This is a genomic window from Mesorhizobium sp. BHbdii, from assembly GCF_053848045.1.
In genome coordinates, this window is the sequence record NZ_JBSPKX010000005.1 from 93,480 (window position 1) to 113,729 (window position 20,250).

The window sequence follows — 20,250 nt, forward strand, 5'->3', positions numbered from 1 at the left end:
TCAGGCCGGCATCACCCTGATATCGACATACCTAACCCAACAGGAAACCCATCGTGATCCCCAGCTGGGCGGCGTAATACAGCATCCAGACCGCGTAGCGCACCAAGGCGCGGTGTGGCGAAACGGCGGTCAGCAGGAACTTTTCCGAGGCGAGCAGCCCGTCGGACGCCATGAACAGCACGGCGCCGCCGACGACCCAGATATTGCTCAGCGTCAGGGAAGAAATCGCCATGGCGAGGATTGCCGCGATATAGACGCTGACCGGAAGGCGCAAGGCGGGGCCGACACGGCGCCAGAGCGCAAAAAGCATGGCGAGCGCGAACACGGCCATTGCCAGGGCAATCGACGCGCGCCACGGCTCGGCCGAGAGCAGCCCGATCCCACCGCCGGAACGCAGGAACAGCGCGATGTAAAGCCCATGCGCGACGAGAAAACTGGCCAGCCCGCCGAGAAAAGCCTTTTCATCGTCGCGCGACAGGAACGCGTCGCCGACGGCGCTGAGCCCCAGTGCCGCTACGAGCAGCCACGGACCGCCCTGCAGCGAGGCCAGCACGGCAAGCATTGCCACGGCCAGCGTCTTGACCGCAGAACGCGCAAGCGTCGGCGGCATGTCGATGATGAAGGCGTAGATCACCGCCGCCACCAGCGAAAACAGCAGCGTCGCATTGGCGTTGGCTTCGATACCGCCGGGAAACGGCATCACGCCTCGGCCCCGCTCGTTGCCTGCTTGCACAAGAACAGCGATTTCGCCGCCAGCGCTGCCCCGCCGGTGATCAGCACGCAGGCGGCGAGAATGCGCAGGGACGGCTCGGCGAAACCGGCTGATATCAGCACCAGCGTCGACAGCAGCGGCGCGGCATAGCTCGCCGCGCCCAGCACCTGGATGTTGCCGCGCTTGACGCCTATGTCCCAGGCGTAGAAGGCCGCGCCCACCGGCATCAGGCCGAGGCCGAGCACGGCCAGCCACTGGCCGGCGCCGACAGGCAGCACCGTCTCTTCCAGCATCAGATGGCAGACAAGGGAAAGTGCTGCCGTGGCCGCACAGAACCAGGTGACGATGCTGGTCGGCACCGACGGGAAGCGCCGCGACAGCAGCGAATAGGCCGACCACAGCACGGCGCAGACGCCAGCCATCGCATAGCCAAATGCATAGCGCGCGTCGAAGGCAAGCCCGCCGCCCTTGGTGACGATCAGGAAAGTGCCGGCAAGCCCGAGCAGCGCGCCGACGACATGGTTCCAGGCCAGCCGCTCGCTCGGCATCAGCGCCGATCCGAGCACGATCAGCAGCGGCCACAGATAGGCGATGAGGCTCGCCTCCACCGCCGGCGCGTTGCGCAGCGCAGTGAAGTAGAAGAAGTGATAGCCGAACAGGCCGGCAATGCCGATCACCCACACTTGCGGCGGTATCTTCTGCCGGTTGGCGGCGGCCGGCATGAGCAGCCGCGCGACGAGCCCGACGCCGGTGCCGATCGTGAAGGTGATCGCCGAAAGCAGGAATGGCGGCACCGCACCGGAAGCGTCCGTAAGCAGCGCCAGCAGCGCCCACATGGCGATCGCCGAGAAGCCGATCAGTGTTGCGCGCCCCATGTCCGTCGGCCTCATGCCTGTTTCTGGCGGCGCGCAATCGCGCCTATTCTGTTGCTTCGAACCGCTCCGCGCTGACGGTAAGAGTGCCGATTTTCGTGCTGACCGTGGCGTGGATCGGCGCATATACGCCAGTTTGGCCGACCGGCGCAAATGTCACCATGATGCGGCTGCGATCCTTCAGGTACTTCAAAGCTTTGCGGTTCTTGCGGTACCCCGCCACCGGCTCAAAGCCGAGCCTGCAGGTAACGGTCTCGCCCTTGTAGCCGCGCACCGAGATCGAACCTTTCGAATAGTAGGTCAGCGTCAGATTGGCGCGCATCTCGCCGTCATACAGTTTCACCGTGCGCCCGCAGACCTTGTCGAGGCTATCGGCATGGATGACGGTGGCGGCCATCGGATCGAGCACCGACGCGAGATGGCTGGCGCCCAGCGGTATCCAATTTTTGGGATTGCGCTTCTTCGGCGCAGGCACGACCTTCGTCGCGATAACAGTGCCATTGGCGAACTGGATATCGATCATCGACGCCTTCTCGCCCGACTTGTAGTCGGCGCGGAACGCTTGTGGCTGCAATTGCTTGCCCGAAATCTTGCCTTTTGACGAGATCGTGCCGCGTGTGTCGTCGAAGATTGTGGCGAGGCCGGCGCTGGAGACGCTGCCGTCGATCGAATAGGTATCGCCTTCGTAACTGCTGGAAAAGGTTGCTTTCGCCACCGAGAGGCCGAGGATCGATACCGTATACTCGCCCTTGAAGGATTGTGGCGTGGCGGCAGACGCTGCCGTCGGCAGCGCAACGGCAAGCGAGGCAAGGAGAGCAAGAGACGAACGACGCATGGCGGGGATCGATCCTCGATTTTTCAGCGGAAGCGGACAACTCCGGCCTGGCATCTCCTTGTGCGACCGCTTATAGGCTGAATTCCGGCCTTTATGTGAAAGGCGTCGTCACACCCGTGCGCAAGCCGGAGCTTGACGCATCGGCGAAATGCAACTATGGAACGCCAACTTTTTCCATAAGGCCGCCTGACCGAAACCGCGCGCCAACCGGCGCGGGTCGAATGTTTGGCCAGACCGAGAACTGAAGGTTTAGAACCATGTCCCGCACCTGCGAACTCACTGCCAAGGCAGTCATGTCCGGCAACAATGTGAGCCACGCCAACAACAAGACCAAGCGTCGCTTCCTGCCCAATCTCGTCAACGTGACGCTGATCTCGGAAGCGCTGAACCAAAATGTGCGCCTGCGCATTTCGGCCAACGCGCTGCGTTCGGTCGAGCATCGCGGCGGCCTTGATGCGTTCCTGGCCAAGGCCGACGCCAAGGAGCTGTCGCAGCGCGCGCGCCTGCTGAAGAAGCAGATCGCCAAGAAACTTGCCGAACAGCCGGCCGCTTAATTTTTTCAGGCAACCGCCTTCCAAGGAGTGTCGTCCGAGCTCGGCATGACATCCCGCTGGTTCCATCACCCAGGATAAAAAAATGAGTTTTTTCTCCCGATACCTGCCCTTTGTTGCGGCCATGGCGCTTGTCGTGGTGGCGTCGAACATCCTTGTGCAGTTCCCGCTGCAAGGTGCGATCGGCGGCTTGTCGCTGGCCGACATTCTGACCTGGGGCGCCTTCACCTATCCCTTCTCCTTCCTGGTCACCGACCTTGCCAACCGCCGCTACGGCCCGGCCGTGGCGCGCCGGATCGTGTTTGTCGGCTTCACGGCGGCGGTGATCTGCTCGGTGGTCATCCCGCCCTTGCTGTTCCGCTACGGTCTGATCGAGTTCGAAACGGCCGCCGACCGGCTGGTGCGCATTGCGGCGGCTTCCGGCACCGCGTTCCTGATCGCGCAACTGCTCGACGTGACCGTGTTCAATTGGCTGCGCCGGCAGAGCTGGTGGCGGGCGCCGATCGTCGGCACGCTGGTCGGCTCGGTGTTCGACACCGCCGTGTTCTTCACCGTCGCCTTTTCAGCGGCCTTCGCCTTCGCTGGCCCCAACGATGGCTTCGCGCTTGAAACCGCGCCGCTGATGGGCGTGCTGCCGGTCGAGACCATGCGCTGGGTGTCATGGGCGCTCGGCGACCTCGGCGTGAAGCTGATCATCGCCGTGGTGGCGCTGATCCCCTACCGGCTGCTTGCCGCCCGCTGGAGCCAGCCGGCACTGGCGGCATAGACCATGATCCCTGAGAGTGGGTGCCGGTTTTCGGAAAAGATCATGCTCACAGGGTCTCGAGCATGATCCCATGGGTCCAGCTCGATAGCGCGAATACGCCTGACGGCGACCACGAGCTTCGCCTGAAACAACGCGGCGCCGAATTCTCGATCATGCTCGACTCGAACGAGTTGATGAACAGCCGCCTCAGCGGCTCCGAGGAAGCGCTGGCCAGGCTGTCCTGCCAAAGGATTGCCGGCCGGCGGCAGCCGAAAATCCTGATCGGCGGGCTGGGCATGGGCTTCACGCTGCGCGCCGCCCTTGCCGAGCTTGGCGCCGATGCCGGCATTGTTGTCGCCGAGTTGGTACCCGCCGTCGTGGCGTGGGCGCGCGGCCCGATGGCCTCGGTTTTCGGTGGCTGTCTCGACGATCCGCGTGTGACCATTCGCGAGGCGGACGTCGGGCAGATCGTACGATCGGAAGCCTTGGCCTGGGATGCCATCCTGCTCGACGTCGACAATGGGCCGGAAGGGATTGTCCACGGGGCCAATGACGCTCTTTACAGTATAGCCGGGTTGAACAGAGCGAGAGCAGCGCTCAAGCCCGGCGGCGTGCTGGCGGTCTGGTCGCAGGGGCCCGACAGCGGCTTTACCCGCAGACTCAAGCAGACGGGCTTCTCGGTCGAGGAAGTTAGGGTCCGCGCCAATGGCAAGCGCGGCGCCCGCCACGTCATCTGGATCGCGACCAACGAGCAATAGGCCGAATTCTCTTTGCGAAGCTGCGAACATCGAAGAGCTCGAGACGGCAGCCTCGCCATCAGCCAATCGCCGGCCGCACGTTCTCAATCCTCGTGTAGCACAAATTCCAGATAGAGATTACGCTGTAGCATCGAGTGGTTGTCGTCCGAGATCAGCGACACCATCAGTGCGCCGTCGTCGCGGGTCCAGACGTCGAGCCCTTCCATATTGTCGATCTGGTAGGCCATGTCGGCTTCCATCAGCACCGGCCCGTCGGCAACGGCGCCCTTCTCGACGCTTTCGCCATAGATGCGCCTCAGCCGCATCTTGACCCCGCCAGCCATCGAAAAGCTGCGCTCCAAAAGCAAGAGGTCGCCGTCCGGCAGGAATGCGCCGTCGGTAATGTCGAAATTGCCGTTGCGCATGACGGTGAAGACACCCTTGTGCGGCCCTCCGATAACAGCCGCATAGATGTTGCCGGCCTTGTCGAGGCTCTTCTCCGACACCACGACCAGCCCGCCTTGGTGCTGGCCGTTAGGATGGGCGTGGGTGACGGTCTCAAAGCCGCGATTCAGGCGAAGTTCCCAGGCTGGAATCAGGGAATCCAATTGCTTGAACGGCGGCTCCATATCGTGCGGGTCGATCTTGAACTGGGAAACACGGTGGTTGCGCTCGAAGCCGACCGTGGCAATGCCACCCTTGACCGCAAGGCCTTCGGCGTCGACCTTCCATTTCTCTTCGATCAGGCCCGCCTCATCGACCATCTGCTGCATACGGAAATACCGCATGCCCGACGGGCGCTTGTCGGCATCATGGGTAACCGTGCCGAAGAACCAGAAACCAGTGTCGGCGACGCCGATGAAATCACTGCCGGGCTTGAGGAAGCGAAACGCCGACAGCGCGCCGAAATCGCGTGACGGCGAGGTCATTTCCAGCCCGCCGACGAATTCGAGCGGGCCGAAACGCTTTTCGTCACGGCCGATATGAAACCGGTCTATCAGCCGTGCCGAGATTTCGATCGGCTCGACCGAAACGCTGCCCGCGGCGATGCAAGGCGACAGGGCGATGCCGGCAACGAACAGCGCTGTGACGGCGAAAAGCGTCTGCCGAAAGCCGCCCCGCGAAAAAATCATCCGGCGCGCCGCATGCCGCCGCGTCGCGTGTCCCGCGTACTTTCCTCGCCAAACAGTGAGGCCAGTTGCTCGGTCATGGCGCCGGCCAGTTCCTCGGCATCGACGATGGTGACCGCGCGGCGATAGTAGCGGGTAACGTCGTGGCCGATGCCGATGGCCAAAAGCTCGACCGGCGAGCGCGTCTCGATCAGTTCGATCACCGCGCGCAGATGCCGTTCGAGATAGTTGCCCGGATTAACCGACAGCGTCGAATCGTCGACCGGCGCGCCGTCCGAGATCATCATCAGGATCTTGCGTTGCTCAGGCCGGGCGATCAGGCGGTTGTGCGCCCACAGCAGCGCCTCGCCGTCGATATTTTCCTTGAGCAGGCCCTCGCGCATCATCAGCCCGAGATTGCGGCGCGCCCGCCGCCACGGATGGTCGGCGGATTTGTAGATGATGTGGCGCAGGTCGTTGAGCCGGCCGGGATTCGGCGGCTTGCCTTCCTTCAGCCATTTCTCGCGTGCTTGCCCGCCCTTCCAGGCGCGGGTGGTGAAGCCGAGGATCTCGACCGAGACGCCGCAGCGTTCCAGCGTCCGCGCCAGAATGTCGGCACAGGTGGCGGCGACCGTGATCGGCCGGCCGCGCATCGAGCCCGAATTGTCGAGCACCAGCGTCACCACCGTGTCGCGGAATTTGGTGTCACGTTCCTGCTTGAAGGACAGCGGCTGCATCGGATCGATGACGACGCGCACCAGCCGCGCCGGATCGAGATAACCCTCTTCGAGATCGAAATCCCAGGACCGGTTCTGCTGCGCCATCAGGCGGCGCTGCAGCCGGTTGGCCAGCCGGCCGACGACGCCGGAAAGGTTGGCAAGTTGCTTGTCGAGAAAGGCCCGCAGCCGATCCAGCTCTTCCTCTTCGCACAGGTCCTCCGCACCCACCGTCTCGTCGAAGGCGGTGGTGAAGACCTTGTAGTCGATCTCCTTCGACAGATTGGTGAAGGGATTGTCGTTGCGGCGCGCCTCGCCGGGCGTCTCGGCATCGGCGTCGTCATCGTCGGACAGGTCGTCGGCGGTGGCATCGGATGCCTCCGTCTCGGCCGATTGCTCGTCGTCGGACGACGCCTCGGTGTCGTCGGACTGCGACTGCTCGGAGCCGGAATCATCCTCGCCGCCCTCCTCGCTCTGCTCCTCGCCTTGCGGCTGGTTGTCGTCATTGTCCTCCGAGTCTTCCGTCTCCTGATCGTCGCCGAGTTCCTCGGCCATTTCCATGGAAGCCAGCATCTCGCGCACGACACGGGCGAAGGCCTGCTGGTCGTCGAGCTTTGCCGACAGTCCGTCGAGATCGGCGCTGGCCTTCTCCTCGACCCACGGGCGCCAGAGGTCGACCAGCCGCTCGCCGCTCTTTGGCACGGTGCGGCCGGTCAGCTTTTCGCGCACCATCAGGGCGAGCGCTTCCTCGATCGGCGCATCGGCCTTGTCCTTGACGTCGATGAGGTTGGCCCTGGCGTATTTGTCCTCGAGCATCGAGCCGATATTGTCGGCCACACCTTGCATGGCGCGGGAGCCGATCGCCTCGACGCGGGCCTGCTCGACCGCATCGTAGATGGCGCGGGCCTGCTTGCCCTCCGGCGCCAGCCGAGTGTGGATGCGCGTGTCGTGACAGGCGCGCTTCAACGCCATGGAATCGCCGAGCCCGCGCGTGATGGCGATATCGGCCTTCGACGCTTTTTTCGGCAGTTCAGGCAGCCGGGCGCGGCTGCCGGCAAGTGCCGGCCGGTCCTTGGCGAAACCAACTTCGAGGTCCTTGTCGCCGGCAATCGCCCGCATACAGACGGTAACGGCGCGCTTGAAGCTGTCGGCCTCAGCCCCCGTCTTCGACTTATTGCGCGTATTGTCGCCCGGACCCGCCATCGATCGTTCCTTGGAGCATGACCCCGAAAATCAGAATCGAGCCATGCTTAGCCCAGCACCACATTGGCGGCCGATTCGGGCAGATCCTGGCCGAAGGCGCGCTGGTAGAACTCGGCAACGAGCGAGCGTTCCAGCTCGTCGCACTTGTTGAGGAAGGTCAGCCGGAACGCCATGCCGATATCGCCGAAGATCTCGGCATTCTCGGCCCAGGTGATGACCGTGCGCGGGCTCATGACAGTCGACAGGTCGCCGTTGATGAAGGCCGAACGCGTCATGTCGGCGACACGCACCATCTTGTTGACGATCTCCTTGCCCTTGCTGTCGCGATAGTGCTTGGCCTTGGCCAGCACGATGTTCACCTCATTGTCGTGCGGCAGATAGTTCAGGGTGGTGACGATCGACCAGCGATCCATCTGCGCCTGGTTGATCTGCTGGGTGCCGTGATAGAGGCCGGTGGTGTCGCCGAGGCCAACGGTGTTAGCGGTGGAGAACAGCCGGAACGCCGGATGCGGGCGGATGACCCGGCTCTGGTCGAGCAGCGTCAGCCGGCCGGACGACTCCAGCACGCGCTGGATGACGAACATCACGTCCGGACGGCCGGCATCGTACTCGTCGAAGCAGAGTGCGACATTGTGCTGGTAGGCCCAGGGCAGGATGCCGTCTCGGAATTCGGTGATCTGCAGCCCTTCCTTGACGACGATGGCGTCCTTGCCGACGAGGTCGATACGGCTGACATGGCTGTCGAGATTGACGCGCACCATAGGCCAGTTGAGACGGGCGGCGACCTGCTCGATATGCGTCGACTTGCCGGTGCCGTGATAGCCCGACACCATGACGCGGCGGTTGTAGGCAAAGCCGGCGAGGATCGCCATCGTCGTGTTCTTGTCGAACAGATAGTCGGGATCGATGTCGGGCACATGCTCGCTCGTCACCGAATAGGCCGGCACCACCATCTTGGACTCGAAGCCAAATTTCTCCTTCACCGACACGGTGCTGTCGGGCAGGTTGGCGATGTCGCGATCGACCTTGTTCATCTTTATCAACGTCTCCACGGGCGAACGCCGCGTTTCGCCGGCAATCGATTTTGTTCGGGGGCGGTCTTAGAGCCTTTTCCAACCTTATGAAAGTTGGAAAACGACACGAACCGAATGGTCGCTCAGCACAATCCTGCCTGCTTGAGCACGCGATAGGCCTGGAGCACATCGCGGAACCGGTCTTCCGAACCTCTGTCGCCGCCATTCGCATCCGGATGGTGGCGTTTCACCAGTTCCTTATAACGCGCCTTGATATCCTTGCCAGTCGCCTTTGTATCAAGGCCAAGCGTTTCCAGCGCCTTGGCCTCAAGCGGCTTGGCCTTGCGCTCCCGCGCTTCGCGCGGATCCTTCGGGCCTTTGAACAGGTCGAACGGATCGCGCATGCGGTTGTAGTAGCCGGCGCGGCCGGAACGCTGCTGGGCGAAATCGGGCGAGGAGCGCGTCGAGGCGCCGTTGACGCCCATCTTCCAGGTTGGCCGGTGGCCGGTCATCGCTTCCTTCTGGAAGCGGGCGATCTCGGTATCGGGGACACCGGAGAAATAATTGAAACCCTTATTGTACTCGCGCACATGATCGAAGCAGAACTGGAAATATTCGCCCTCCTTCATGCGCCCGACCGGCGCGCGATGGGTGCCGGCCTCCTTGCAACCGTCCCATTGGCAGATCGGCGAGCGCGACTTCAGCTCCGCATCCTTCTCCGGGCGGATGCGAATTTTTTCGAAATATTTGGGGTACGGTTTCATCTCACCCATTTATGGGCTGTTCGCTGGTGCGAAACAAGAATTGACATTTTTGCAATGATCGCCCTAACCGCTGAATCGGGGCATAAAGCGGGCGATCGACGAATTTTGTCGCGGCGACGGTACCGTGCGTCCTTCCGGACGCGCAAAGGGCGCCGATTTTCGAGGGTCATGCGCCCGCATATGTGGTGAAGGGAAGTACGAATGTCCATACAGTCAACGATGGAAGGCAAGTTGAAGAAGGCGTTCTCGCCGGAGCGGCTGGTGATCATCAACGAAAGCCATCTGCATGCCGGCCATCACCATCAGGATTCCGACCATCACGGCACTTATGACGGCACCGGCGAGACGCATTTCCGCGTCCGCATCGTCTCCTCAGCCTTTGCCGGCATGAGCCGAATCGAGCGCCATCGCGCGGTCAACGCATTGCTGGCCGACGAGCTGAAGGCTGGTGTCCACGCGCTGGCGATCGAGCCGGCCGCGCCGGACGAAAAGACCAGGTGGTAGGCTTCAGCCGAGCGCCGCCTTCAGGAAAGTCATCACTGCACGGGTCAAGGTGTCGCCTTCGCCGAAGTCGCGGTTGATCGACATGTGCGAATAAGCGCTGCCGTCGAACAGTGTCACCTCCGTTCCGGTCGCCCGCAGGCGCTCGGCGAAGGCCCGTGAGGCCGCCGCACGACCCGATGCGCGCGAATAGGCGATAAAGGTCGGCGGATGTTTGCGGCTCCCGACATGGGTGGCAGGCGACAGCACGCGCCACTGCGACGGGTCGGGAAAGGCCCGGGCGTAGGCCGGTGTCATGCCGCCGCTCCTCGCAAGCGCCTCCAGATCATAGGCCCTGGTATCGTTCAGAACCAGCGCCGCGACGCCGGGCAGACCGCCGCGCAGCCCCGTCAGTGCGGCGAGATGGCTGCCGGCGGAATGGCCCATCACCGCTATCCGGTTCGGATCGCCGCCGTATCTGGCGATGTTGGCGCGCACGTAACGATATGCCTGCTCGACATCGTCGGCCTGGGTGGCGACATCAGCCCTAGGCAGCATCCGGTAGTCGATCGAGACGAAGCAGAAGCCATTGTCGAGCAGGAAGCCCGGCTTTACGTCGACGTTGGTGCGATTGCCGGCTCGCCAGGCACCGCCATGGATGAAAAGGACCACAGGCAGGGAGCTAGCGCCAGCGCGCGCGTAGATGTCGAGCCTGGCCGGTCCGTAGTCGAAGGTTTGCGGAGATGGCAAAAGCCGGCGCGGCGCCGCCGAAGCGCTGGCCGGCAACAAAGCCATCGACATCAAAAGCAGGATTCGCCGATCGATCACCGTCATCTCCAGACAGCCCAGCCGAAAAGTGCACGCCGGCGCGGCGAGCGTGCAGTCAAGGATTGGTGAGCCGCGACAGAACCTACCAGAACTAGATGTCACCGGCCGGCCTGATCCTCAACCTTGCAATCCGGTTCTTGTCGCGCTTCATGACGACGAAGCGCTTCCCGTGAAAGGTGAACGCCTGCTTCTCGTCCGGGATCAATTGCGTCTCGTGGATGACGAGACCGGCAATGGTGGTGGCTTCTTCGTCCGGCAGGTCCCAGGCGAGCGCCCGGTTCAGGTCTCGGATCGACACAGTGCCGTCGACGACGACGGAGCCGTCGGCTTCCTGCTTGACGCCCTGCACGTCGATGTCGTGCTCGTCGGCGATCTCGCCGACGATTTCCTCGATGATGTCCTCCAGCGTCACCAGCCCCTCGACCTCGCCATACTCGTCGACGACGACTGCGAAATGCGCCTTGCGACGCAGAAAGGCGTTGAGCTGTTCCTGCAGTGTCGTGGTATCGGGCACGAACCACGGTTTTGAAGCGATCTTCATCACGTCGATCTTGGAAAAGTCGTTGCCGACATCGTTCAGCGCGCGCAGCAGGTCCTTGGCATGCAGCACGCCGACGATGTTGTCGAGCGAGCCCTTCCACAAGGGCATGCGGGTATGCGGGCTCTGCAGGATCTCGCGCACCACCGCTTCCGGCGGATTGTCGGCATTGACCGAGCGCATGTTGGTGCGGTGGACCATGACATCGGACACTTCGAGCTCGTCGAGATCGGACAGGCGGCCGATGCGGGGGCGATCCACGCGCACCACCTGGCCGTCGCGCCGAAAATCGTCGACGGCGCCTCGCGCTTCATCATGGTTCGAATGCTGCGGCTCGATGCGCTGCAGTTCATAGCCGAAGGCAGCGAGCAGGCGCGCGCGAAAGGCGAAAGCGAGCAGGCCGAGCCCGGCCAAGACACCAGCGGCAATCCAGCCGGCCTCGTTCATCCCGGGCGGCTCTTCTGCTGACCCGGGCTGCCTTTCGGCTGACCCGGGCGGTTCTCCCTCAGAAACGACAGCACTTCTGACGCCGGCACATCCTTGGCGATGAAGGCCTGGCCGATGCCGCGCGTCAGGATGAAGGTCAGCGCGCCGCGCGAAACCTTCTTGTCCTGGGTGATGAAGGCAAGCAGCGCTTCGGCATCAGGCAATTCACCCGGAATATCGGCCATGCGCCAGGGCAGGCCAACAGCGCGAAGATGCGCCTCGACGCGCGCCGCGTCGTCGGGACTTGCCAGGTTGAGGCGTGACGAAAAGCGATAAGCCAGCGCCATGCCGATGGCGACTCCCTCGCCGTGGACGAGACGGGCGCTGTCATAGTGGGTGGCGGCCTCGAGCGCATGGCCGAACGTGTGGCCGAGATTGAGCAGCGCGCGGTCGCCGGTCTCGAACTCGTCGCGGGCGACGACATCGGCCTTGGCGCGGCAGGCTTCGGCGATGGCCTCGGCCCGCTCCGGGCCGCCGGCGAACACTTGGCCCCAGTTTTCCTCCAGCCAGGCGAAGAAGTCGGGGCGATCGATGAGCCCGTATTTGGCGAGTTCGGCGTAACCCGCCCGGAAATCCCGGATCGGCAGCGTATCGAGCACTTCGGTGTCGGCCAGCACCAGTTTCGGCTGATGGAAGACGCCGACGAGGTTCTTGCCGCGCGCACTGTTGATGCCGGTCTTGCCGCCGACGGAAGAGTCGACCTGCGCCAGCAGCGAAGTCGGGACCTGCACGAAATTCATGCCGCGGCGCACGATGCCGGCGGCAAATCCGGCCAGATCGCCGATGACACCGCCACCGAGCGCGATGACGACATCGCCGCGTTCCAGTCTTGCGGCGAGCACGCCGTCCACCACCTCTTCGAGATGCGCGAAACTCTTGGTCTTTTCCCCAGCCGGCAACGTGATCACGGCGGGCTGGATGCCGCCCTTTTCAAGGCCGGCCTTCAACGTCTCGAGGTGTGCTGCGGCGACATTGACGTCGGCGACCACCGCGGCGCGCGTACCGGGCAGGCGGCGCGAAATCTCGCTGCCGGCGCGCAAAAGCAGGCCGGAGCCGATCAATATGTCATAGGCACGATCGCCGAGCCCGACTTCGACGGTGACTGTCGTATTGGTGCTCACGACCGCACCTCGCCTGTCACGGCCGCAACGCCGAAATACCCGCAAAGCGCATTCACCACCTCGGCCGCGATGACCTCCTTGCGATCGTCGCGGGTCGGCACGGTGACATCGGCGGCTGCGTAGACCGGATAGCGCTCAGCCATCAACCGCTCGATCACGGCGCGGGGGTCGGCGCTTTTCAGGAGCGGCCGGTTCTGCTTCTTGGAAACGCGGTCCATCAAGAGGTCGATCTCGGCCTTCAGCCATACGGACACGCCATGGCCGGCAATGGCCTCCCGCGTCTGCGCACTCATGAAGGCGCCGCCGCCCGTCGACAGCACCTGCGGACCATGTTCCAGCACGCGCAGGATGACCCGCTGCTCCAGCGCCCGAAACTCGGTTTCGCCATAGCGTTCGAACAATTCAGGGACGCTCATGCGCGACACGCTTTCGATCTCCTGATCGCTGTCGATGAAAGGCAGTCCCAGGATGCCCGCCACCTTGCGGCCGATCGCCGTCTTGCCGGCGCCCATAAGGCCGACAAAGACGATGGAACGGCTGCCCAGCCGGCCGAGCAGCGCGGCATGGCTCTCATCGGGAGGATTTGCTGGTAGTGCGTTCATTACACCATGATGTTTCTAAGCAGGTTCCGCCAAGTGTCCTACGGTTTGGCGACAAGAACTGCGACAAGCCAAAGAATCTAAGCAGGCATTCCTGGGCCAGCCCACGAATGCCTGCTTAGGCCCTCTTTGCCGGCGTATCGACATCAAAAGCCTGATTGCGTCAAGCGTGGCGGTGCCGAGTGTCGTCCGAGCTTCGCCCTTGAATTGGCCGGATTGGCGTCTCATAAGGGCACCGGGTTTGGAAACGCAGAACAAGAAGACGGGCGAAAATTGATGCCGACACTGTTCCGCTTTGTCGTGACGCTCACGATTCTGGCCGGCATTGTCTATGGCACGATGTTCGCTCTGGCGATGTTCGTCGAGCCGAGAAAGACCGAAATGAGCGTACGCATTCCTCCCGAAAAGCTGAACCCCAAGAAAAACTGACCCAAAAGAGAAAAACTGACCCAAAAGAAATGAATAGCGCGGCCCGCATCGAAGCCTTTTTGGAAATGATGAGTGCCGAGCGCGGCGCTGCCGAAAACACGCTTTCCAGCTATCGCCGCGACCTCGAAGACGCTTCGGCCGAGATCGACGGCGGGCTCGCGGGTGCCGCCGCCGCCGATATCCGCGGCTATCTCGACGAGATCGCGGCGCGCGGTTTTGCTGCCACCTCGCAGGCACGCAAACTGTCGGCGATCCGCCAGTTCTTCAAGTTCCTCTATGCAGAAGGCCTGCGCGGCGACGACCCGACCGGAACCTTGGACAGTCCGAAGAAGGGCCGGCCGCTGCCGAAGACGATGAGCGAGGCCGACACCGGCCGGCTGATCGACCGTGCAGCGCAGGAGGCCGCTGACGCCTCGCTGAACGATGGCGACAACCTGGCGGCGCTGCGCCTGCATGCCCTGGTCGAGGTGCTCTACGCCACCGGCCTGCGCGTTTCTGAACTGGTCGGCCTGCCGGTCACGGTGGCGCTGCGCGACGATCGTTTCTTCATGGTGCGCGGCAAGGGTGACAAGGAACGCATGGTGCCGCTGTCGGCAAAGGCGCGCATGGCAATGCGGGCCTGGCTCGCTGCCCGGGCAACGGTGCCGGCTTTCGCAGATAGCCCGTTCCTTTTTCCAGCAGCAAGCGACAGCGGCTATCTCTCCAGGCAGGTTTTCGCCCGCGACCTGAAGGGCCTTGCCGCGCGCGCCGGCATCGCCTCGGCGAAAATATCGCCGCATGTGCTGCGCCATGCTTTCGCCAGCCATCTCCTGCAGAACGGCGCCGATCTCAGGGCCGTGCAGCAGTTGCTTGGCCATGCCGATATTTCAACGACGCAGATTTACACGCATGTGCTGGAGGAGCGGCTGGTGCGGCTGGTCAACGATCATCATCCGCTTGCCGACTAGACGTCATATCGCTATGTGAGGACGACGTTCCACCGCCCGGTGCCTCTATTTCCCAGGTTCCGTCAGTCATTGCCTCCCGGCTTATCGGTCCGCTCAAGAATGTACAATTACCTCGATTTCGAAAAGCCGGTTGCCGATCTCGAAGGCAAGATTGTCGAGCTGAAGAAGCTCGCCGAGAATGGCGAGGCAGTCGATGTCGGCGATGAGATCAGCCGTCTCGAGAAACGCGTGCGTGACGCATTGCGCGACACTTATAGGGCGCTGACCCCATGGCAGAAGGTGCAGGTGGCGCGCCATCCGGACAGACCGCATTGCGTCGACTACATAAAGGGCCTGTTCAACGATTTCACGCCGCTTGCCGGCGACCGCAATTTCGGCGAGGACCAGGCGATCGTCGGCGGCTTCGCCCGCTTCCGCGGCGAGCCGGTGGCGATCATCGGCCAGGAAAAGGGTTCCGACACGGCCAGCCGGCTGAGGCATAATTTCGGCTCGGTACGGCCGGAGGGCTATCGCAAGGCGGTGCGGCTGATGGAACTCGCCGATCGCTTCAATATCCCGTTGTTGACGCTGGTCGACACGGCCGGCGCCTATCCCGGCGTCAATGCCGAGGAGCGCGGCCAGGCCGAAGCCATCGCCCGCTCGACCTCGGCCTGTCTCGGCCTGAAGGTGCCGTCGATCTCGGTGGTCATCGGCGAAGGCGGCTCGGGCGGTGCCATCGCGATCGCCACCGCCAACCGCGTCTACATGCTCGAGCATGCCATCTATTCGGTGATCTCGCCGGAGGGCGCCGCCTCGATCCTGTGGCGCGACACCACCCGCTCGAAGGATGCGGCGACCAATATGAAGATCACCGCCCAGGATCTGCTGGAGCTGAAGATCATCGACGCCATCATTCCCGAACCGCTCGGCGGCGCCCATCGTGGCCCGGAGACGGTGATTGCCGCCACCGGCGATCTCATCGCCAAAACGATGAAGGAATTCTCCGGCGCCAACACCGATTTTCGTGAGCAGCGCCGCGAGAAATACCTGGCTATGGGGCGAAACCTCTAGACCATGATCCCAAACCGAAGGTCAGCGTAGCAAAAAGTGGGTACCGGTTTTCGGAAAAGATCATGGTCAAACAAGAAGATTCGGGCCGTTCGATTTCAATCGGACGGACCGCCGGACGGTTTCGGCGCTGCAATGTGGCGAGATTGAGCACCTTCGCCACAAAAATGCCGCTGCACTCGTTTCAATCGGATTGCCGCAATGGCCCGGCGCTTGCGGTAAGGAATTTTCAAGGTTAACGGACTTAGGGTTGGGTCTGTCGGCGTTGATGCCTGCGGTCCGAAAGAAAAGACATAGCCATGTTTGCCAAGCTTGCCCGCACCGGACTTCTGATTGCCGCGATAGGCGTCGCCGGCTGCACCGATTCTTCGATGAAGGATTTTGCCCCCCACGCCAACAAGCCGCTGCCCGACAAGATCCTGGCCAGCATGAAGGCCAAGGGCATGACCCGCACCTCGCCGGTGATGGCCCGCATCTTCAAGGAAGAGGGCAAGCTCGAAATCTGGAAGGCCAAGACTAACGGCCGCTACGACTTGGTCGCCAGCTACGACATCTGCAAATGGTCGGGCAAGCTGGGTCCCAAATACACCGAAGGCGACCGCCAGGCACCGGAAGGCTTCTATACGGTCCGTCCGGCGCAGATGAATCCGCGGTCGAGCTACCACCTTGCCTTCAACATCGGCTATCCCAACGCCTACGACCGAGCCAATGGCCGCACCGGTTCCCATCTGATGGTTCATGGCGCCTGCTCGTCGTCGGGCTGCTATTCGATGACCGACGCGCAGATCGAGCAGATCTACGCCTTCGGCCGCGACGCTTTCCAGGGCGGCCAGACCGAGTTCCAGATCCAGGCCTTTCCGTTCCGCATGACCGCCACCAACATGGCGCGCTATCGCAAAGATCCGAACTACGAATTCTGGAAGATGCTGAAGGTCGGCTACGACAATTTCGAGATCACCAAAGTGCCGCCGAAGGTCGATGTCTGCGAGAAGCGCTATGTCTTCAACCAGGTCGCGGCTGACGGCGCGACCTTCGATCCGGCCGGCGCCTGCCCCGCGACCACGCAGCCGGATTCGCTGAAGAGCGCCTTCAATGCCTATCAGAGCACCTACGAAGCGGCTTTTAACGGCGCGGTCAAGGCTAGCGTGCCGGCGCCCAAGCCGACCATCGCCGGGATCAAGGAAGCCAGCATCGTCTCCGAGTGGTCGAAGAAGCGCGCCCGTGGCGAACGCGTGCCGATCGAGCCGCCCTCGCTTAACGCCGACGGCTCGTTGACGGCGACGGCGCGCATGGGCCGCATCGATTCGCCGGCGGGCCGCAAGATGGCCGCGCTCGACGCGGAGAAGGCCGCCAAGCAGAAGGCCGAGGAGCAAAGGCTTGCCGCGATAGAAGCAGCCAAGGCCGAGAAAGAGGCAGCTAAGGCTCAGGCTCTGGCTGAAGAGGAAGCCGTCCGGGCCGCAGCCGAAGCGCCTGTCGCCACTGCAACCGTCGTGCCCTCCGAGGCCGCCGCGGCAATCGAAACGCACGCGGCGAGTGCCGACGAAAGCACGACGACAAGGCTGAAGAAGAAGCTGCTCGGCATGTTCGGCGGCTGAGGTTCATGCTTGAACAAGAAGATGGGGGCCAAGAAGACAGGCCCTCAACCAGCCCCGCCGCCGTCTACGATCTCAAAGGCCTGAACTGCCCGTTGCCCGTGCTCAAGGCAAAAAAGCGGTTGGCAACAATGCAGCCGGGCAGCCGCCTGTGGCTTGAAACCACTGATCCCCTCGCCGTCATCGACATTCCCGCCTTTTGCACCGAGAGCGGCCATCGATTGATCGAAACGGCAGCGATATCAGGCGGCCATCGCTTCCTCGTCGAGCGCGGCGGTGGCTGAGTCTCAACTTAGCTCGTTCTGGCGAAAGCGGCTGAGCGGACAATCTCCCTTGAGGGGGAGATGCCAAGTTTTGGCAAAGAGGGCAGGCCAGAGAGGTTGCCGCGCGTGAAGCGCCAACCTTTTTTTCGTCCTGCGGGGCGTCGCACCAGCCGAGGCGACCCCCTCTGTCGCCTTCGGCGACATCTCCCCCTCAAGGAGGGAGATTGGCAGCTTGAAGCTACCGCCCGGCGATGGCCAGCGGGTTGTTTTCCAGCGCTGCGCGGTCCGGTGTGTCGATCGACGGCCGGTTGGTGAAGGCGGCAAACAGCCGGCGGACGTAGTCTTCCGGCATGTCGAGCGTGATCAGCACCAGCCTTGTGCCGCGTTGACCGTCCGGCCAGGACGGCAGCCGCGCCGGCGGATGAAGGATCTTCTGTACGCCGTGGACGACCAGCGGCCGCGACGGGTCTTCCAGCAATTCGATGACGCCCTTCATGCGCAACAGGCGCTCGCCATGCGCCGATCGCAACAGGTCAAAGAACATCTCGATCGCCGAAAACGGCACCGGCCCTTCATGAACCAACGAGTAGGAGCGCACGCGGGAATCGTGCCGATGGTCGTGATCATGGTCGCCGTGGTCATGATCGCCATGGTGATCATGGGCGGCTTCCTCGCCCAGCCAGCGCCGCACGTCGGCGGACTTGGTGGCCGGGTTGTAGAGGCCGCAATCGAACAGCGCCGCTACATCGGTCCTTCTGTCACCCGCATCGAGCAGCTCGGCACCCAGATTGATCTGCCGCAGCCGGGCCCGCAAGGCCTCGACGTCGCGCGGATCGGTGGCCAGATCGGCTTTCGTCAGCACGATGCGGTCGGCGACGGCCACCTGCTTCACCGCCTCGACATGGGCGTCGAGCGTCGCATTGCCGTTGACCGCGTCGACCAGCGTGATGACGCCGTCGAGCCGGAAGGCGTGGACCAGCGCCGGATGCGCCATGATCGACTGCAGCACCGGCGCCGGATCGGCGAGGCCGGTGGTTTCGATGACGACACGGGCAAGCCGGGCGATGCGGCCGGTCTGCAGCCGGTCGATGAGATCGGCCAGCGTGTCGACCAGTTCCCCGCGTACCGTGCAGCATAGACAGCCGTCGGAAAGCTGGATGATGCCGTCGGAGGCCTGTTCGACCAGGAGATGGTCGATCGCCACCTCGCCGAACTCGTTGATGATGACCGCGGTGTCGGCGAGCGCGGGATCTCTGAGCAGCCGGTTGAGCAGCGTCGTCTTGCCGGCGCCGAGAAAGCCGGTCAGCACCGAGACGGCGATGGGAAAGCCGCTGCTCATCAGGCTAGTTCAAGGCCTTGGCGGGCTGGTCGTCCTGGGCCGCGGTGGCGGAACCGATCACTGCCGGCTCGGCGCCGGGCGGCGGCGGCAGGTCGGGCCGCCAGTTCGGCAGCGGCACGTCTGCATATTCCCGGCCCGATGCATCGAGCATCGCCTTCGGCTTCGGCCCGGTGGCGCCGCCAAGGCCGACCGCGACCAATGTCGGCACATGGTCGAGCTTTTCCCGATAGGGAGATTTTGGCGCATTCTTATCGCCGACGGGGACGGCTTCCGACTGCTCCTTAGCCGGTTTCTTCCTGCAAATCTCGTCATTCAGGTCGTTGACCGATGTGGTGTCGCCATAGGAAGGCAGCGCCGCCACCGTCAACCAGCCCGGTGTCGGCGTCGCAAAGCCGTGGTCGAGCAGCCTGGCGACGGTCTCGGCGCGGGTGACGGCCGACTTCTCGCCAAGCACCACCGCCACCAGCGTGCGCCCGTCGCGTGTTGCCGAACCAATCATGTTGAAGCCCGAGGGGCAGACGAAACCGGTCTTCATGCCGTCGGCGCCGGGATAGCGGCCGATCAGAAGATTGTAGTTCGGGATCTGCTTCTTGCCGACGGCCAGGCCCTCGATCGAGAACCATGGGGCATATTGCGGAAATTCGATGCGGATCGCCATCACCAGCAAGCCGAGGTCGCGCGCCGTCGTATACTGGTCCGGCGAAAACAGCCCGTTCGGGTTGACGAAATGCGTTCCGGTCATGCCGAGCCGGCGTGCCTCGGTGTTCATGCGTTCGGCGAAAGCGGCCTGCGAACCGCCGATGTTCTCGCCGACAGCCATGGCGACGTCGTTGGCCGATTTGACCAGCATCATCTTCAGCGCGTTGTCGAGCCGCATGACCGAACCCGGCTTGAAGCCCATTTTGCTCGGCGGCTCGCCGGCGGAACGTTTCGTGACCTTGATCGGCGAATCGAGCTGGACCTCGCCCGCGGCAATCGCACGAAATGCCACATAGGCGGTCATCAGCTTGGTCAGCGAGGCAGGATACCAGCGCTTGAAAGCCTCCTGGTGCTGGAGGATCTTGCCATTCCCCAGATCGAACACGATCGTCGGATTGGCGAGAGCCGGTCCGGCCAACACCGGAAGCGCCACGGCGCCCGCCAGCAATAGTTTGAGGAAATGCCTGTACCGCATGGTGGAATCCGAAATCGCCTCTTGCCGCAGTCGCCTCTGGCTCCGTAAGATTTGTTACGCGATCGCCAGCATGGTGATCCGGCCCCTATCCGGATCGCAATCTTGCGGTGCTATTTAGCCTATGTGACGTCAAGATGGCAAAGTGCCGGA

Annotated in this window: 22 protein-coding genes; 9 read left to right on the top strand and 13 right to left on the bottom strand. The window is 63.2% G+C overall.

Going from position 1 to position 20,250, the window contains the following annotated elements; genetic code table 11:
- Positions 1 to 31 precede the first annotated feature (31 nt).
- From ACWTU8_RS23890 to ACWTU8_RS23900, 3 genes are read right to left on the bottom strand one after another with little or no spacing between them, the layout of a single operon-like run.
- Positions 32 to 700 carry a lysoplasmalogenase gene (locus tag ACWTU8_RS23890; protein ID WP_455850106.1) on the bottom strand — a complete coding sequence of 223 codons (669 nt, stop codon included), beginning with the start codon at positions 698 to 700 and terminating at the stop codon, positions 32 to 34.
- Positions 700 to 1,587, bottom strand: coding sequence for an aromatic amino acid exporter YddG (gene yddG / locus ACWTU8_RS23895; RefSeq protein WP_455850383.1), 888 nt, complete (start codon positions 1,585 to 1,587; stop codon positions 700 to 702). The genes ACWTU8_RS23890 and yddG overlap by 1 nt, the downstream gene beginning before the upstream one ends.
- A 43-nt stretch (positions 1,588 to 1,630) precedes the next feature.
- Complete coding sequence (locus tag ACWTU8_RS23900) at positions 1,631 to 2,419, bottom strand: DUF3108 domain-containing protein (RefSeq protein ID WP_455850107.1); 789 nt, start codon at positions 2,417 to 2,419, stop codon at positions 1,631 to 1,633.
- A 257-nt stretch (positions 2,420 to 2,676) separates the two neighbouring features.
- Here ACWTU8_RS23900 and rpmB point away from each other — a divergent pair, with 257 nt between their 5' ends.
- The 3 genes from rpmB (at position 2,677) to ACWTU8_RS23915 (ending at position 4,473) form a co-directional block, all read left to right on the top strand.
- On the top strand, positions 2,677 to 2,973 hold the full coding sequence (gene rpmB / locus ACWTU8_RS23905; RefSeq protein ID WP_006328411.1) for a 50S ribosomal protein L28: 297 nt from the start codon (positions 2,677 to 2,679) through the stop codon (positions 2,971 to 2,973).
- Between the two features lie 82 nt (positions 2,974 to 3,055).
- Positions 3,056 to 3,736, top strand: a complete 681-nt coding sequence (locus tag ACWTU8_RS23910) for a queuosine precursor transporter (protein WP_065007384.1) — start codon at positions 3,056 to 3,058, stop codon at positions 3,734 to 3,736.
- Positions 3,737 to 3,798: 62 nt separating this feature from the next.
- Positions 3,799 to 4,473, top strand: coding sequence for a spermidine synthase (locus tag ACWTU8_RS23915; protein WP_455850108.1), 675 nt, complete (start codon positions 3,799 to 3,801; stop codon positions 4,471 to 4,473).
- Positions 4,474 to 4,556: 83 nt separating this feature from the next.
- On the opposite strand, the gene ACWTU8_RS23920 is transcribed toward ACWTU8_RS23915, so the two are convergent.
- The 4 genes from ACWTU8_RS23920 to ACWTU8_RS23935 all read right to left on the bottom strand — a co-directional run bounded on the left by ACWTU8_RS23920 (position 4,557) and on the right by ACWTU8_RS23935 (position 9,266).
- Positions 4,557 to 5,585 carry an esterase-like activity of phytase family protein gene (locus ACWTU8_RS23920; RefSeq protein WP_455850109.1) on the bottom strand — a complete coding sequence of 343 codons (1,029 nt, stop codon included), beginning with the start codon at positions 5,583 to 5,585 and terminating at the stop codon, positions 4,557 to 4,559.
- Positions 5,582 to 7,480 (bottom strand): cobaltochelatase subunit CobT, encoded by a 1,899-nt coding sequence (gene cobT, locus ACWTU8_RS23925; protein ID WP_455850110.1) that lies wholly within the window; start codon positions 7,478 to 7,480, stop codon positions 5,582 to 5,584. Before cobT ends, ACWTU8_RS23920 begins: the two co-directional genes overlap by 4 nt.
- Positions 7,481 to 7,527: 47 nt before the next feature.
- Positions 7,528 to 8,514 carry a cobaltochelatase subunit CobS gene (cobS, locus tag ACWTU8_RS23930; RefSeq protein ID WP_065007510.1) on the bottom strand — a complete coding sequence of 329 codons (987 nt, stop codon included), beginning with the start codon at positions 8,512 to 8,514 and terminating at the stop codon, positions 7,528 to 7,530.
- A 122-nt stretch (positions 8,515 to 8,636) separates the two neighbouring features.
- On the bottom strand, positions 8,637 to 9,266 hold the full coding sequence (locus ACWTU8_RS23935) for a J domain-containing protein (protein WP_036262308.1): 630 nt from the start codon (positions 9,264 to 9,266) through the stop codon (positions 8,637 to 8,639).
- 192 nt (positions 9,267 to 9,458) lie between these two features.
- Between ACWTU8_RS23935 and ACWTU8_RS23940 the strand changes: the two genes are divergently transcribed.
- Positions 9,459 to 9,761: a BolA family protein gene (locus ACWTU8_RS23940; RefSeq protein ID WP_077372975.1), complete on the top strand. Its 303-nt coding sequence runs from the start codon at positions 9,459 to 9,461 to the stop codon at positions 9,759 to 9,761.
- 3 nt (positions 9,762 to 9,764) lie between these two features.
- Here the strand turns inward: ACWTU8_RS23940 and ACWTU8_RS23945 are convergent, their stop codons facing one another.
- The 4 genes from ACWTU8_RS23945 to ACWTU8_RS23960 all read right to left on the bottom strand — a co-directional run bounded on the left by ACWTU8_RS23945 (position 9,765) and on the right by ACWTU8_RS23960 (position 13,312).
- Positions 9,765 to 10,565 carry an alpha/beta hydrolase gene (locus ACWTU8_RS23945; protein ID WP_455850111.1) on the bottom strand — a complete coding sequence of 267 codons (801 nt, stop codon included), beginning with the start codon at positions 10,563 to 10,565 and terminating at the stop codon, positions 9,765 to 9,767.
- 91 nt (positions 10,566 to 10,656) lie between these two features.
- Positions 10,657 to 11,550 carry an HlyC/CorC family transporter gene (locus ACWTU8_RS23950; protein ID WP_455850112.1) on the bottom strand — a complete coding sequence of 298 codons (894 nt, stop codon included), beginning with the start codon at positions 11,548 to 11,550 and terminating at the stop codon, positions 10,657 to 10,659.
- A complete protein-coding gene (aroB, locus tag ACWTU8_RS23955) occupies positions 11,547 to 12,710 on the bottom strand; it encodes a 3-dehydroquinate synthase (protein ID WP_455850113.1) in 1,164 nt (387 codons plus the stop codon). Before aroB ends, ACWTU8_RS23950 begins: the two co-directional genes overlap by 4 nt.
- Entirely contained in the window at positions 12,707 to 13,312 is a 606-nt protein-coding gene (locus tag ACWTU8_RS23960) for a shikimate kinase (RefSeq protein ID WP_455850114.1), read from the bottom strand. The genes aroB and ACWTU8_RS23960 overlap by 4 nt, the downstream gene beginning before the upstream one ends.
- A gap of 273 nt (positions 13,313 to 13,585) precedes the next feature.
- Here ACWTU8_RS23960 and ACWTU8_RS23965 point away from each other — a divergent pair, with 273 nt between their 5' ends.
- The 5 genes from ACWTU8_RS23965 (at position 13,586) to ACWTU8_RS23985 (ending at position 17,608) form a co-directional block, all read left to right on the top strand.
- Positions 13,586 to 13,738 (top strand): hypothetical protein, encoded by a 153-nt coding sequence (locus ACWTU8_RS23965; protein ID WP_029348640.1) that lies wholly within the window; start codon positions 13,586 to 13,588, stop codon positions 13,736 to 13,738.
- Between the two features lie 29 nt (positions 13,739 to 13,767).
- Positions 13,768 to 14,685: a site-specific tyrosine recombinase XerD gene (locus ACWTU8_RS23970; RefSeq protein WP_095517831.1), complete on the top strand. Its 918-nt coding sequence runs from the start codon at positions 13,768 to 13,770 to the stop codon at positions 14,683 to 14,685.
- Positions 14,686 to 14,784: 99 nt separating this feature from the next.
- A complete protein-coding gene (locus ACWTU8_RS23975) occupies positions 14,785 to 15,735 on the top strand; it encodes an acetyl-CoA carboxylase carboxyltransferase subunit alpha (protein WP_455850115.1) in 951 nt (316 codons plus the stop codon).
- Positions 15,736 to 16,031: 296 nt separating this feature from the next.
- On the top strand, positions 16,032 to 17,327 hold the full coding sequence (locus ACWTU8_RS23980) for a L,D-transpeptidase family protein (protein ID WP_455850116.1): 1,296 nt from the start codon (positions 16,032 to 16,034) through the stop codon (positions 17,325 to 17,327).
- A 5-nt stretch (positions 17,328 to 17,332) separates the two neighbouring features.
- Positions 17,333 to 17,608, top strand: coding sequence for a sulfurtransferase TusA family protein (locus tag ACWTU8_RS23985; RefSeq protein ID WP_051694953.1), 276 nt, complete (start codon positions 17,333 to 17,335; stop codon positions 17,606 to 17,608).
- Positions 17,609 to 17,825: 217 nt separating this feature from the next.
- Here ACWTU8_RS23985 and ACWTU8_RS23990 read toward each other — a convergent pair whose 3' ends face one another.
- On the bottom strand, positions 17,826 to 18,926 hold the full coding sequence (locus tag ACWTU8_RS23990; RefSeq protein WP_455850117.1) for a CobW family GTP-binding protein: 1,101 nt from the start codon (positions 18,924 to 18,926) through the stop codon (positions 17,826 to 17,828).
- A gap of 4 nt (positions 18,927 to 18,930) precedes the next feature.
- Positions 18,931 to 20,100, bottom strand: coding sequence for a D-alanyl-D-alanine carboxypeptidase family protein (locus ACWTU8_RS23995; protein ID WP_455850118.1), 1,170 nt, complete (start codon positions 20,098 to 20,100; stop codon positions 18,931 to 18,933).
- Between the last annotated feature and the right edge of the window lie 150 nt (positions 20,101 to 20,250).

What these genes read in the sequence shown, in the direction of transcription:
- ACWTU8_RS23890 (WP_455850106.1), bottom strand. Translation starts at nt 700, where the DNA reads ATGCCGTTTCCCGGCGGTATCGAAGCCAACGCCAATGCGACGCTGCTG.
- yddG (WP_455850383.1), bottom strand. Translation starts at nt 1,587, where the DNA reads ATGGGGCGCGCAACACTGATCGGCTTCTCGGCGATCGCCATGTGGGCG.
- ACWTU8_RS23900 (WP_455850107.1), bottom strand. Translation starts at nt 2,419, where the DNA reads ATGCGTCGTTCGTCTCTTGCTCTCCTTGCCTCGCTTGCCGTTGCGCTG.
- rpmB (WP_006328411.1), top strand. Translation starts at nt 2,677, where the DNA reads ATGTCCCGCACCTGCGAACTCACTGCCAAGGCAGTCATGTCCGGCAAC.
- ACWTU8_RS23910 (WP_065007384.1), top strand. Translation starts at nt 3,056, where the DNA reads ATGAGTTTTTTCTCCCGATACCTGCCCTTTGTTGCGGCCATGGCGCTT.
- ACWTU8_RS23915 (WP_455850108.1), top strand. Translation starts at nt 3,799, where the DNA reads ATGATCCCATGGGTCCAGCTCGATAGCGCGAATACGCCTGACGGCGAC.
- ACWTU8_RS23920 (WP_455850109.1), bottom strand. Translation starts at nt 5,585, where the DNA reads ATGATTTTTTCGCGGGGCGGCTTTCGGCAGACGCTTTTCGCCGTCACA.
- cobT (WP_455850110.1), bottom strand. Translation starts at nt 7,480, where the DNA reads ATGGCGGGTCCGGGCGACAATACGCGCAATAAGTCGAAGACGGGGGCT.
- cobS (WP_065007510.1), bottom strand. Translation starts at nt 8,514, where the DNA reads ATGAACAAGGTCGATCGCGACATCGCCAACCTGCCCGACAGCACCGTG.
- ACWTU8_RS23935 (WP_036262308.1), bottom strand. Translation starts at nt 9,266, where the DNA reads ATGGGTGAGATGAAACCGTACCCCAAATATTTCGAAAAAATTCGCATC.
- ACWTU8_RS23940 (WP_077372975.1), top strand. Translation starts at nt 9,459, where the DNA reads ATGTCCATACAGTCAACGATGGAAGGCAAGTTGAAGAAGGCGTTCTCG.
- ACWTU8_RS23950 (WP_455850112.1), bottom strand. Translation starts at nt 11,550, where the DNA reads ATGAACGAGGCCGGCTGGATTGCCGCTGGTGTCTTGGCCGGGCTCGGC.
- ACWTU8_RS23960 (WP_455850114.1), bottom strand. Translation starts at nt 13,312, where the DNA reads ATGAACGCACTACCAGCAAATCCTCCCGATGAGAGCCATGCCGCGCTG.
- ACWTU8_RS23965 (WP_029348640.1), top strand. Translation starts at nt 13,586, where the DNA reads ATGCCGACACTGTTCCGCTTTGTCGTGACGCTCACGATTCTGGCCGGC.
- ACWTU8_RS23970 (WP_095517831.1), top strand. Translation starts at nt 13,768, where the DNA reads ATGAATAGCGCGGCCCGCATCGAAGCCTTTTTGGAAATGATGAGTGCC.
- ACWTU8_RS23975 (WP_455850115.1), top strand. Translation starts at nt 14,785, where the DNA reads ATGTACAATTACCTCGATTTCGAAAAGCCGGTTGCCGATCTCGAAGGC.
- ACWTU8_RS23980 (WP_455850116.1), top strand. Translation starts at nt 16,032, where the DNA reads ATGTTTGCCAAGCTTGCCCGCACCGGACTTCTGATTGCCGCGATAGGC.
- ACWTU8_RS23985 (WP_051694953.1), top strand. Translation starts at nt 17,333, where the DNA reads ATGCTTGAACAAGAAGATGGGGGCCAAGAAGACAGGCCCTCAACCAGC.
- ACWTU8_RS23990 (WP_455850117.1), bottom strand. Translation starts at nt 18,926, where the DNA reads ATGAGCAGCGGCTTTCCCATCGCCGTCTCGGTGCTGACCGGCTTTCTC.
- ACWTU8_RS23995 (WP_455850118.1), bottom strand. Translation starts at nt 20,100, where the DNA reads ATGCGGTACAGGCATTTCCTCAAACTATTGCTGGCGGGCGCCGTGGCG.